The organism is Nocardioides flavescens (assembly GCF_009823805.1).
GTDB lineage: Bacteria > Actinomycetota > Actinomycetes > Propionibacteriales > Nocardioidaceae > Nocardioides > Nocardioides flavescens.
In genome coordinates, this window is sequence record NZ_WUEK01000012.1 from 165,149 (window position 1) to 177,521 (window position 12,373).

Annotated in this window: 9 protein-coding genes; all 9 read left to right on the top strand. The window is 71.1% G+C overall.

Annotation, left to right across the window (positions count from 1 at the left end; genetic code table 11):
- The first annotated feature begins 168 nt into the window (after positions 1–168).
- The 9 genes from GRQ65_RS18070 (at position 169) to GRQ65_RS18110 (ending at position 12,279) form a co-directional block, all read left to right on the top strand.
- Entirely contained in the window at positions 169–1,650 is a 1,482-nt protein-coding gene (locus tag GRQ65_RS18070) for an aldehyde dehydrogenase family protein (RefSeq protein WP_160879382.1), read from the top strand.
- Entirely contained in the window at positions 1,647–3,347 is a 1,701-nt protein-coding gene (betA, locus tag GRQ65_RS18075) for a choline dehydrogenase (RefSeq protein WP_160879383.1), read from the top strand. The genes GRQ65_RS18070 and betA overlap by 4 nt, the downstream gene beginning before the upstream one ends.
- Positions 3,347–4,423 carry a quaternary amine ABC transporter ATP-binding protein gene (locus GRQ65_RS18080; RefSeq protein WP_160879384.1) on the top strand — a complete coding sequence of 359 codons (1,077 nt, stop codon included), beginning with the start codon at positions 3,347–3,349 and terminating at the stop codon, positions 4,421–4,423. Before betA ends, GRQ65_RS18080 begins: the two co-directional genes overlap by 1 nt.
- The gene (locus GRQ65_RS18085) at positions 4,420–6,477 is read left to right on the top strand and encodes an ABC transporter permease (RefSeq protein ID WP_337191851.1); all 2,058 of its coding nucleotides are present in this window, start codon (positions 4,420–4,422) and stop codon (positions 6,475–6,477) included. The genes GRQ65_RS18080 and GRQ65_RS18085 overlap by 4 nt, the downstream gene beginning before the upstream one ends.
- 38 nt (positions 6,478–6,515) lie before the next feature.
- Positions 6,516–7,505 carry an ABC transporter substrate-binding protein gene (locus tag GRQ65_RS18090; RefSeq protein ID WP_160879385.1) on the top strand — a complete coding sequence of 330 codons (990 nt, stop codon included), beginning with the start codon at positions 6,516–6,518 and terminating at the stop codon, positions 7,503–7,505.
- Positions 7,506–7,646: 141 nt separating this feature from the next.
- Positions 7,647–9,266 (top strand): BCCT family transporter, encoded by a 1,620-nt coding sequence (locus tag GRQ65_RS18095; protein ID WP_160879386.1) that lies wholly within the window; start codon positions 7,647–7,649, stop codon positions 9,264–9,266.
- A 448-nt stretch (positions 9,267–9,714) separates the two neighbouring features.
- Positions 9,715–10,542, top strand: coding sequence for a M15 family metallopeptidase (locus GRQ65_RS24150; RefSeq protein ID WP_337191852.1), 828 nt, complete (start codon positions 9,715–9,717; stop codon positions 10,540–10,542).
- A gap of 68 nt (positions 10,543–10,610) precedes the next feature.
- Entirely contained in the window at positions 10,611–11,573 is a 963-nt protein-coding gene (locus GRQ65_RS18105) for an NADPH:quinone oxidoreductase family protein (protein ID WP_160879388.1), read from the top strand.
- Position 11,574: 1 nt separating this feature from the next.
- Positions 11,575–12,279: a 2-phosphosulfolactate phosphatase gene (locus tag GRQ65_RS18110; protein WP_160879389.1), complete on the top strand. Its 705-nt coding sequence runs from the start codon at positions 11,575–11,577 to the stop codon at positions 12,277–12,279.
- Positions 12,280–12,373: the final 94 nt, after the last annotated feature.

Consider the following 12,373-nt stretch of genomic DNA (forward strand, 5'->3'; position numbering starts at 1 on the left):
CATCGAGGTGACCCCGTGACGATCCCGAGTCGGCCAGGTCACGGCGACGTCAACATGTGGTCAACTACTCCGTGACCTCTTGACGCCGCACGCCGGAAGGAAGAGTCTCCCGGCAAGACCTTTGCGATCCGCAACAGGTTGCAGCAGACGCAACAACGGAGGCAGCGGGTGCCGGAGCTGTTCATCGACGGGTCGTGGGTCGCCGCGCGTGCCGGAGGGCGCCGCGAGATCCGGTGCCCGGCCGACGGCAGCCTGGTGGCCGAGGTCGACGAGGCCGGCGCCGAGGACACCGACGCGGCGATCGCCGCCGCGCGCCGGGCGTTCGACGACGGCGCGTGGTCGGGCACGAGCGCGCGCGAGCGCGGCGACCTGCTGCTCGCGACCGCGGAGCTGATGGAGCGCCACGCCGACGAGATCGCCGAGGCCGAGAGCCAGGACACCGGCAAGCGCTTCGTCGAGAGCCAGTACGACGTCGCCGACGTCGTGAGCGTCTTCCGCCACTACGGGCGGATCGCGGCCGAGGAGGCCGGGCGCATGGTCGACACCGGCAACCCCGACGTGGTGAGCCGCATCGTCCACGAGCCGGTCGGCGTCTGCGGGCTGATCGCCCCGTGGAACTACCCGCTGCTGCAGGCCAGCTGGAAGGTCGCGCCGTGCCTGGCCGCGGGCAGCACCCTCGTCCTCAAGCCGAGCGAGCTCACCCCGCACACGAGCATCCTGATGATGCGGCTGCTGGCCGAGGCCGGGCTGCCCGCCGGCGTCGGCAACCTCGTGCTCGGCCCGGGCCCCGAGGTCGGGGCGCCGCTCGCCGAGGACCCCCGCGTCGACCTGGTCAGCTTCACCGGCAGCCTCGCCGTGGGACGCCGGCTGATGGCCGCGGCCGCCGGCACGGTCAAGAAGGTCGCCCTCGAGCTCGGCGGCAAGAACCCCAACGTCGTCTTCGCCGACGCCGACCTCGACGTCGCGCTCGACTACGCGCTCACCGCTGTCTTCCTGCACTCGGGCCAGGTCTGCAGCGCCGGCGCCCGGCTCGTGGTCGAGGAGAGCATCCACGACGAGTTCGTCGACCGCCTGGTCGAGCGGGCCGCGACGATCCGCCTCGGCGGACCGCACGACGAGCAGGCCGAGACCGGGCCGCTCATCAGCGCCGCCCACCGCGACAAGGTGACGGCGTACGTCGAGCAGGGGGTCCGCGAGGGCGCCGTGCTGCGCCTGGGCGGCAACGCGCCCGACGACCCGGCACTGGCCGACGGCTTCTACTTCTCCCCGACCGTGCTCGACGGCTGCGACACCTCGATGAGCGTGACCCAGGAGGAGTCGTTCGGGCCGGTGCTGACCGTCGAGACGTTCGCTGGCGAGGACGACGCGGTGCGCATCGCCAACGACTCGGTCTACGGCCTGGCCGGCGCCGTGTGGACCCAGGACGCCGGCAAGGCGCAGCGGGTCGCGGCGCGGCTGCGCATGGGCACGGTGTGGATCAACGACTACCACCCCTACGTCGCCCAGGCCGAGTGGGGCGGCTACAAGCAGTCCGGCACCGGCCGCGAGCTCGGGCTCGCCGGGCTGGAGGAGTACCGCGAGACCAAGCACGTGTGGCACAACATCCGCCCGAGCGAGCAACGGTGGTTCCAGGGAGGGGCGGGAGCATGAGCAAGCGTTACGACTACGTCATCGTCGGGGGCGGCTCGGCCGGCTCGGCGCTCGCCAACCGGCTCTCGGCCGACCCGGGCACCAGCGTGCTGGTGCTGGAGGCGGGGCACAGCGACTGGCGCATCGACCCGTTCGTGCACATGCCGGCGGCGCTGCCGTTCCCGATCGGCAGCCGGCTCTACGACTGGCGCTACGAGACCGACCCCGAGCCGCACATGAACGGCCGGCGCATCTTCCACGCCCGCGGCAAGGTGCTCGGCGGCAGCTCGAGCATCAACGGGATGATCTTCCAGCGCGGCAACCCGCTCGACTACGAGCGCTGGGCCGCCGAGCCGGGGATGAAGGAGTGGGACTACGCCCACTGCCTGCCCTACTTCAAGAAGATGGAGAACTGTCTCGCCGGCGCCGACCAGTGGCGCGGCGGCGACGGCCCGCTCAAGCTCGAGCGCGGCCCGGCAGAGAACCCGCTCTTCTCGGCGTTCTTCGCCGCGACCCAGGAGGCGGGCTACCACCTCACCGACGACGTCAACGGCTACCGCCAGGAGGGGTTCGCGCGCTTCGACCGCAACGTCTACCGCGGTCGCCGGCTCTCGGCCGCCCGCGCGTACCTCCACCCGGTGCGCAAGCGCACCAACCTCACGGTCGAGACCCTCGCGATGGCCACCAAGGTGCGGTTCGAGGGCAAGCGCGCGGTGGGTGTCGACTACCTGCGCGGCGGGCGGCTGCAGCGCAGCGTGGACGCCGGCGAGGTGATCCTGTGCGGCGGGGCGATCAACACCCCGCAGCTGCTGCAGCTGTCCGGCGTCGGGCCCGAGTCGCTGCTGCGCCAGCACGGCATCGACGTCGTGCACCACAGCCCCGGCGTCGGCGAGAACCTCCAAGACCACCTCGAGGTCTACGTGCAGTACGCCAGCAAGCAGCCGGTCTCGATCGCCGACGGGCTGAAGTGGCACAAGCGCCCGGGCATCGCCTACCAGTGGCTCTTCCACCGCCGCGGGCTCGGCGCGACCAACCACTTCGAGGGCGGCGGCTTCGCGCGCAGCAACGACCTCGTCGACTACCCCAACCTGATGTTCCACTTCCTGCCCGTCGCGATCCGCTACGACGGCAGCAGCCCCACCGAGGGCCACGGCTACCAGGTCCACATCGGCCCGATGTACGCCGACACGCGCGGCCACGTGCGGATCCGGAGCACCGACCCCAAGGTCCACCCCAGCCTGCAGTTCAACTACCTCTCCACCGAGACCGACCGCCGCGAGTGGGTCGAGGCGATCCGGGTGGCCCGCGACATCCTCAACCAGCCGGCGTTCGCGCCGTACAACGACGGCGAGCTCTCGCCGGGTCGCCAGGTCGAGACCGACGAGCAGATCCTCGACTGGGTCCGCGACGACGCCGAGACCGCGCTGCACCCCTCGTGCACGGCGGCGATGGGGGTCGAGGAGATGTCGGTCGTCGACCCCGGCTCGATGCGGGTCCACGGCACCGAGGGGCTGCGGGTCGTCGACGCCTCGGTCTTCCCGTTCGTCACCAACGGCAACATCTACGCCCCCGTGATGATGGTCGCCGAGAAGGCCGCCGACCTGATCGCCGGCAACACCCCGCTGCCGCCGTCCGAGGCGCCGTTCTACCGCTACCGCGACGGCAGCCCCCTCTACCCGCCCGGAGACCCACGCAACGAGTCCACCGAGGAGTCCTGATGTCGACAGCGACCACCGAGACGGCGGCTCCGGCCGCCGCCCCGAGCGCCGACGCGGCGCTGTCCGTGCGCCACGTCTGGAAGATCTTCGGCAAGGGCGCCGACCGGATCGTCGGCACGCCCGACGCGGAGCTCTCGCGGGCCGAGCTGAAGGAGCGCACCGGCTGCGTCGTCGGCGTCAAGGACGTGTCCTTCGACGTCGCGCCCGGTGAGGTCTTCGTGGTCATGGGGCTCTCGGGCTCCGGCAAGTCCACGCTGGTGCGCTGCCTGACCCGGCTGATCGAGCCGACCGCGGGCGAGATCGTCATCGACGGCCACGACATCGTGAAGGCCGGCGAGAGCGAGCTGCGCGAGCTGCGCCGCACCCACACCTCGATGGTCTTCCAGCACTTCGGGCTGCTGCCGCACCGCCAGGTGCTCGACAACGTCGCCTACGGCCTCGAGATCCGCGGGGTCTCGAAGAAGGAACGCCGCGCGAAGGCGAGCGAGATCGTCGAGCTCGTCGGGCTCAAGGGGTTCGAGAGGTCCTACCCCGACCAGCTCTCGGGCGGCATGCAGCAGCGGGTCGGGCTGGCCCGCGCCTTGGCCGGCGACCCGAAGATGCTGCTCTTCGACGAGCCGTTCTCCGCGCTCGACCCGCTGATCCGCCGCGACATGCAGACCGAGGTGATCCGGCTCCACCACGAGCTGGAGAAGACGATGGTCTTCATCACCCACGACCTGCAGGAGGCGCTCAAGCTCGGCGACCGCATCATGATCCTGCGCGACGGCGAGATCGTGCAGATCGGCACCCCCGACGAGGTCGTCGGCGCCCCGGCCGACGACTACGTCCGCGACTTCGTCTCCGACGTGCCCCGCTCGCACGTGCTCACGCTCAAGTGGGTGATGCGCCACGACACCACCGGTCTCACCGACTCCTGCCACGTCGTGCGCCAGGACCAGGTCGTGCGCGACGCCGCCAAGGCGGTGCTGGCCGCGCCGTGCTGCTGCCGGGTGGTCGACGGCGACCGCACCGTGGGCATGGTCGACGACGAGGACATCCTGCGCGTGGTGGTGGCCGAGGAGGCCCCGGCGTGACCACGCTCGCGGAGCGGCCCCCGGTCCGCGAGGTCGAGGAGGACCGCAGCGGCGTCTGGGCGAGCAGGTGGGCCTGGGCCGTGGTCGTGCTCGCGGCGTGGGTCGTCGTGTGGCGCTTCACCGACGGCGTCGACACCCTCGCCCGACCGGTGCGCGAGAGCACCCCGCTCTTCGACCGGCTCAGCGACTTCCGCGACGCCGTGCTGGCCAGCCGCGACACCAACCCCGTCGTGCAGGCGACGTACGCCGTCGGGCAGTGGTGCGTCGACGCCACCGACTGGCTCTCGCGGATGGTCTCGGTGCCCGACTTCCCGCGCCCGGTGCCCCAGGTCGGCTGGCTCGGCGTGCTCGCCGCCGCGACCTGGATCGGCTACGCCGTGGCCAACCTGCGCATCGCGGTGCTCGTCGCGGCGTCTTTCGCGACCTTCGGCGTCCTCGGCTACTGGTCGGACGCGATGGACCTGCTCGTCATCACCTTCGTCGCCGTCCTGCTGGCGGTGCTGATCGGCCTGCCGCTGGCGGTCTACTACGGCACCGGAGGCCGGGTCGGCGTCGGGCTGATGACCTCGCTGCTCGACCTGCTGCAGACGATGCCGACCTTCGTCTACCTCGGCCCGATCGTGCTGTTCTTCGGCATCGGCTCGTCGGCCGCCGTCGTCTGCACGCTGGCCTACGCGCTGCCGCCGATCATCCGCATCGCCGGCCACGGCATCCGCAACGTCTCGCCGACCACCATCGAGGCGACCGACTCCTCGGGCCAGACCGCCCGGCAGCGGCTCCTCAAGGTGCAGCTGCCGATGGCGCGGGCGACCATCGTGGTCGGGCTCAACCAGACGATCATGGCCGCGCTGTCGATGGCCACGCTGGCGGCGTACGTCGACGGGCCCGGGCTCGGCAAGCCGGTCCTGCGGGCGCTCACCCGCAACGACGTCGGCGGGGCGTTCGTGCCCGGCATGCTCATCGTGCTCATGGCGGTGATGCTCGACCGCACCACCACCGCCGCGAGCCGGCGCGCCGAGATCGCGGCGCGCGGCGGGGACGACCCCCGGCTGCGGCGCATCCTGCTCGGCGGCGGCCTCGTCGGGGTGCTCGTCGCGGTGTGGCTCTCGCGTCAGCAGCTGTGGGCCGCGGAGTTCCCCGAGAGCGACCTCGGCGGCCGGATCGCCGACGGGGTCGACAGCGCCTTCGGGTGGATCACCTCGACGTTCGACGGCCTCACCGGGGCGGTCAAGGACACCGTCTCGACGGTGCTGCTCAACCCGCTGCAGTCGCTGCTGGCGGACTCGCCGTGGTACGTCACCGGGCTCGCGCTGCTCGCCATCGCCTACGTCGTCGGCCGGCGCCGCGGCCTCGTCAGCGCGGCGATCTGCCTGACCCTGATCGTGCTGCTCGACCTGTGGCACAGCGCGATGCTGACGCTGACGATGGTGCTGGTAGCGACCCTGCTCGTGATGGTCCTGGCGCTGGTCTTCGGGGTCTGGATGGCGCGCAGCCGCGCCGTCGACCTGGTGCTGCGACCCGTGCTCGACGCCGGCCAGACCATCCCGCCGTTCGTCTACCTCATCCCGGTGCTCGCGCTCTTCGACCCGACCCGGTTCACCGCCATCGTCGCCTCCGTCGTCTACGCCGCGCCGGTCGCGATCAAGCTGGTCGCCGACGGCATCTCGGCGGTCTCGCCGAGCACGCTGGAGGCCTCGCGCTCGACCGGGTGCACGACCTGGCAGGAGATCTTCAAGGTCCAGCTGCCGATGGCGCGCAACTCGCTCGTCCTCGCGACCAACCAGGGACTGCTCTACGTGCTCTCCATGGTCGTCATCGGTGGCCTCGTCGGGGCCGGTGCGCTGGGCTACGACGTCGTGCTCGGCTTCTCCCGCTCCGAGGAGTGGGGCAAGGGCGCCGCCGCCGGGCTCACCATCGTGCTGCTCGGCGTGCTCATCGACCGGGTCTGCCGCGCCGCGGCCGACGTACCGAAGGACACCACGGGTGCCCGCACCCGCACCCTGCTGCGCTCGAAGGTGCCCGTCGCCGGCTCGCCGAAGAGCGGCCTCATCTGACCTCCCCAAGCCCGTCGTCCCAACCTCGAGGAGAACCCATGACGAACCACAGGAAGCGCGGGGCCCGGCTCGCGTCCGTCTCGGCGGTCGCCGTGCTCACGCTCGCCGCGTGCGGGAGCGGCGGCTCCATCAGCGAGGAGACCGCAGCCAACGAGGAGAAGGCCGCCGCCGGTGGCGAGTGCGGTGAGGTCAACATGGCCGTCAACCCGTGGGTCGGCTACGAGGCCGACGCCTACGTCTACGGCGCCGTCGCCGAGTCGCTCGGCTGCACGATGAACTACAAGGACCTCAAGGAGGACGTCTCCTGGCAGGGCTTCGGCACCGGTGAGGTCGACATCGTCATGGAGGACTGGGGTCACCCCGACCTGGAGGACAAGTTCTTCGCCGAGAAGGGCGACGGCTCCGCGATGGAGGTCGGCCCGATCGGCAACGTCGGCGTCATCGGCTGGTTCGTGCCGCCGTGGCTCGCCAAGGAGCACCCCGACATCCTCGACTGGAACAACCTCAACAAGTATGCCCAGGACTTCGCCACCTCGGAGTCCGGCGGCAAGGGGCAGTTCCTCGGCGCCGACCCGTCGTACGTGCAGTTCGACGAGGCGATCGTGAGCAACCTCGGCCTCGACTTCAAGGTCGTCTTCTCCGGCTCGGAGGCCGCCAGCATCACGGCGTTCCAGAAGGCCGAGGAGAACAAGGAGTTCCTCATCGGCTACTTCTACGAGCCGCAGTGGCTCTTCGCCGACATCGACCTCCAGCGCGTCGCGCTCCCGGAGTACACCGACGGCTGCCAGGACGACCCCGCCAAGGTCGCCTGCGACTACCCCGAGACCGACCTCAACAAGATCGCGTCGACCTCGTGGATGGAGGAGGACGGCCCGGCCCAGAAGCTGCTGCAGAACTTCTCCTGGACCAACGACGACCAGAACCTCGTGGCGAAGTACATCTCCGAGGACGGCATGTCGCCCGAGGAGGCCGCCGCGAAGTGGGTCGAGGACAACCAGGACAAGGTCGACGCCTGGACCCAGAGCTGAGGTACGCCGGCTGAGTGGTTTCGAGACGGTCGCCAGCGCGACCTCCTCAACCACCGGGGCCCCGGTGGTTGAGGAAGGACGAAGTCCTGTCTCGAAACCACGTGTCGACTCCGCTGACCCAAATCGGGTAACGGGCGGGGCATGACTGACCTGACAGAGCGCCAGGCGGAACCCACGGCCGGGGCCGACGCCGAGGCCACGCCGGTGGACCGGGTGGTCTTCGGCGTCGCCGCGGCACTCGCGGTCGCGGTCGTCGCGGCGGGTGCGGTGTGGCCCGAGCGGTTCGCCACGGGCAGCAACGAGGCCCTCGGTTGGGTGACGGGCAACTTCGGCTGGCTGTTCGTGCTGACCAGCGCGGGGTTCGTGGTGTTCGCGGCCTACCTGGCGCTCACCCGCTACGGCAACATCAAGCTCGGGCCCGACGACTCCGAGCCGGAGTTCTCGACGTTCTCCTGGGTGTCGATGATGTTCGCGACCGGCATGGGCATCGGGCTGATGTTCTGGGGCGTCGCCGAGCCGCTGACGCACTTCAACTCCCCGCCGCTGGGCCGCGGCGAGGGCGGGACGCCGCAGGCCGCCGAGTCGGCGATGCAGTACGCCTTCTTCCACTGGGGCTTCCACCCCTGGGCGACGTACGCCGTGACCGGGCTGGCGATCGGCTACTTCGCCTACCGCAAGGGCTACGGCAACCTCATCTCCGCGACGTTCCGCCCGCTGCTCGGCGAGCGCGCCGGGCAGGCGCCCGGCAAGGCGATCGACGTGATCGCGATCTTCGCGACGCTGTTCGGATCGGCGACCTCGCTGGGGCTGGGCGCGCTGCAGATCACCGGCGGCATCGACGACGTCTTCGGCCGCGGCAGCGGCAGCAAGGTGCTCGCGGTCGCCGTCATCGCCGTGCTGACCGCCTGCTTCGTGCTCTCCGCCGTCTCGGGCGTCGAGCGCGGCATCAAGTGGCTCTCCAACGCCAACGCGATCGCCGCCGTGCTGCTGGTCTTCTTCCTCTTCGTGGTCGGCCCGACCGTCTTCATCATGGGCACCTTCACGACCTCGCTGGGCGACTACCTCACCCACCTGCCGGCGATGTCGTTCAACACCGGCGTCTACGACTCCGCGGCCAGCTCGTGGCTCGGGGACTGGACGATCTTCTACTGGGCGTGGTGGATCAGCTGGACGCCCTTCGTCGGGATGTTCATCGCGCGGATCTCCAAGGGGCGCACGATCCGCCAGTTCGTCGTCTACGTGATCCTGGTGCCGAGCCTGGTGTCCTTCGTGTGGTTCTCGATCCTCGGCGGCTCCGCGATCGACGAGCAGCTCAACCAGGGCTGGTCCCCGCCGACGCTCGACGACGGGTCGATCGCGCTCGAGTCGTCGTTCTTCGACCTGCTCCGCGAGTACCCCTGGGGCGGCTTCACCGTCGCGCTGGCGGTGTTCCTGGTGGCGATCTTCTTCATCACCGGCGCCGACTCGGCCTCGATCGTGATGGGTCAGCTCAGCCAAGGCGGCACCGAGGAGCCGCGCCGCTGGCTGCTGGTCTTCTGGGGTGTCGCCACCGGCGCCGTCGCCGCGGTGCTGCTGTGGGCCGGCGGTCTCGACGCTCTGCAGACGCTCGTCATCCTCGTGGCGGCGCCGTTCATGCTCGTGCTGATCGGCATGTGCGTCTCGCTGCTCGAGGCTCTGCGCCAGGAGCAGTTCGAGTCGACCCTGCCCCCGCGCGTGCGCCGAGCGGTCGAACACGCCCAGCGCTACTCCGAGGGGCCGTAGGCTGGGGCCTTCGGGACCGGTCCTGGGGAGGGCTTCAATGGCGAAGCGTGCGCTGGCCTGCGCGGTGGCGGCTGCTGTGCTCGTGCTGCCCGTCGCTTGCTCGTCCGGCGGGCCGGGTTCGCAGGAGTCGCCGGACTCGAGCACCACCAGCGCATCGCCTCGAGCTGCGACGACGGGCGAGGCGACCGCGCAGGTGGACCACTCCGTGCCTGCACCCGGACCTCGTACCGCTGGGCTCGTCGCTCCCGCCGACTTCCTGGTCGTCCTCCCGGACACGGCCTCGGACGAGACGGTCGCAGCCGTCGAGGGCGTCAAGGGCGTCAGCGGAGTGACCGTCATCTCTCTGTCTGAATCGGTCATCGAGAACCGCGCGTTGACGGTCGCCGCTGTCGACCCGGCGACCTACCGGAGTTTCACCCCGGCTACGGACTCAGGTGCCGACTTTCAGGTGGCCTGGGACCGCGTGGCCGGTGGCGAGGTGGCTCTGAAGAAGAGGCTCCAGGGCCGACTGCCGCTGGACTCCGACGACTTCCTGCGCCTCGGTTCCGCTGATGACGCGCCACGCGTGCACGTCGGGGCCTACGTCGACCAGCAGCCGCTCATCGACGCCGTCGTCAACGAGACGTGGATCGACACGCTCGGCATGAAGCGCGACAACGCGATGCTCGTGCGCACCGGTGGCACTGCCCCGGACCGGGTGCAGGACCGCCTGACCGACGTACTCGGCAAGGACGCTGCCGTGACACCGGTCGACAAGGCGTCGCGCATCGGGCTCGACCCCAACACGGCCCAGGTCGCCGTCGTCACCGGCACGGTGGCCGACGCGGTCGGCGTGTTCCGCTACACCGTCATCGGCGGCGGGCGGATCGCCCCGGAGCCCGCCTGGGTCTCCTCGCACATCTCCACCGAGGCCGTCCCGATCCTCGGCTCGATGACCTGCAACACCCTGATGTTCCCGCAGCTCAAGGCGGCCCTGCAGGAGATCGTCGACCGCGGCCTGGCCTCCGAGATCCACCCCGACGAGTACGCCGGCTGCTACTACCCCCGCTTCATCGCCGGCTCCACCACGCTCTCCAACCACTCCTTCGGCCTCGCCTTCGACATCAACGTCCCCGGCAACGGCCGCGGCACTGTCGGCGCGATCAACCGCGACGTCGTCCAGATCTTCAAGGACTGGGGCTTCGACTGGGGTGGCGACTGGAGCTACACCGACCCCATGCACTTCGAGATGGCCCAGATCGTCACCCCCGGCGGCGCCGCCGCCCGCTCCGACTGATCACCGCCACGGTGGTCGAGGAGGTCGTGCAACGACCGTCTGGAACCACTGCCGATAGCGTGCTGGGCATGCGCGCGGTCCAGGTCACGTCCCTGTCCGGTCCCGAGCACCTCGAGGTGCGCGACGTCCCCGAGCCGGTGCCGGGTGAGGACGACGTGCTCATCGAGGTGCACGCGGTGGGGGTGTCGTTCCCCGACCTCCTGCTGAGCCGCGGTGAGTACCAGATGAAGCCGGAGCCGCCGTTCTCGCTCGGGGTCGACGTGGCGGGCACGGTGGTCAGCGGTCCGGGGTTCGCGCCGGGTGACCGGGTCGCGGCGGTCGGCGGCTGGGGCGGGGCACAGGAACGCGTGGCGATCCACCGCGACTCGGTGTTCGCGCTCCCCGACGCGCTGTCGTACGCCGAGGGCACGGCGCTGCCGATGAACTACCTCACCGCCCAGTTCACTCTCGCGGAGCGCGCCGGGCTGCGCGAGGGCGAGACGGTGCTCGTGCACGGAGCCGCGGGCGGCGTGGGCACCGCGACCATCCAGGTCGCGAAGGGCTACGGCGCGCGCACGATCGCGGTCGTCAGCAACGAGGAGAAGGGCGAGCTCGCCCGCAGTGCGGGCGCCGACGAGGTCGTGCTGCTCGACGGGTTCAAGGACGCCGTCAAGGAGCTGACCGGCGGTCGCGGGGTCGACGTCGTCGTCGACGTCGTCGGCGGCGACGTCTTCACCGACTCGCTGCGCTCCCTGGCCCCGCAGGGCCGGCTGATGGTGGTCGGGTTCGCGGCCGGCCAGGGCATCCCCGAGGTCAAGGTCAACCGCCTGCTCCTCAACAACGTCGACGTGCGCGGCGTCGGCTGGGGCGCCTACGCGATGGTGCGCCCGGGCTTCATGCAGCAGCAGTGGGCCGAGCTGGTGCCGATGATCGAGGCGGGCACCATCAAGCCGCCGGTCGGCGCGACATACGCCTTCGAGGAGTTCGGTCAGGCGCTGCTCGACCTCGACGCGCGCAAGGCGCTCGGCAAGCTCGCCGTCCTCGTGCGCTGAGGTGCTCGACCTCGCCTGGGGCCCGACCGGCGCCGCCGGGCTCGACGCTGAGACCGTCGTGGTCGTCGACGTGTTGTCGTTCACGACCACCACGACGGTGGCGGTCGAGCGGGGGCTGCACGTGCTGCCGTTCGGTTGGCACGACGACCGCGCGGCGGCGTACGCCGAGGAGCGGCGCGCCGTGCTGGCGGTCGGCCGGCTCGAGGCCCGGGAGCGACCGGGACTGCCGTCGCTCAGCCCGGCCGCGATGGCCTCGGTCGTGGCCGAGGCGGGGACGCGGGTGGTGCTGCCGAGTCCCAACGGCTCCACCATCAGCGCCCTCGTCGCCGCGCGCGGGCGCACCGTCGTCGCGGCCTGCCTGCGCAACGCCGCGGCGGTGGCCCTGGCCCTGGCCGGTCGTGACGTGGCCGTGGTCGCCTGCGGCGAGCGCTGGCCCGACGGCACGCTGCGCCCGGCTGTCGAGGACCTGTGGGGAGCCGGCGCCGTGCTGGCCGGGCTCGCCGCGGCCGGCCACGCCCTGAGCCCCGACGCCCGAGCCGCGGTGGCGGCGTACGACGCGATGCGGCCGGGTGACGTGCACGCCTGCCCGAGCGGGCGCGAGCTCCTCGACGCCGGCTTCGGCGGCGACGTGGACGTCGCCGCCGAGGTCGGGGTCAGCGAGGTGGTGCCGGTGCTCGGCGCCGAGGGGTTTCGAGACGGTCGCTAGCGCGACCTCCTCAACCACCGGGGCCGACGGTCGCTAGCTGTTGTGTCCGGGGAGGTTGGGCACGAGGTCGATGGGTGACTTGCCTTTGAGGGCG

Excerpts from the sequence above, each read along its gene's own strand:
- betA (WP_160879383.1), top strand. The coding sequence starts at position 1,647 with ATGAGCAAGCGTTACGACTACGTCATCGTCGGGGGCGGCTCGGCCGGC.
- GRQ65_RS18080 (WP_160879384.1), top strand. The coding sequence starts at position 3,347 with ATGTCGACAGCGACCACCGAGACGGCGGCTCCGGCCGCCGCCCCGAGC.
- GRQ65_RS18090 (WP_160879385.1), top strand. The coding sequence starts at position 6,516 with ATGACGAACCACAGGAAGCGCGGGGCCCGGCTCGCGTCCGTCTCGGCG.
- GRQ65_RS18095 (WP_160879386.1), top strand. The coding sequence starts at position 7,647 with ATGACTGACCTGACAGAGCGCCAGGCGGAACCCACGGCCGGGGCCGAC.
- GRQ65_RS18105 (WP_160879388.1), top strand. The coding sequence starts at position 10,611 with ATGCGCGCGGTCCAGGTCACGTCCCTGTCCGGTCCCGAGCACCTCGAG.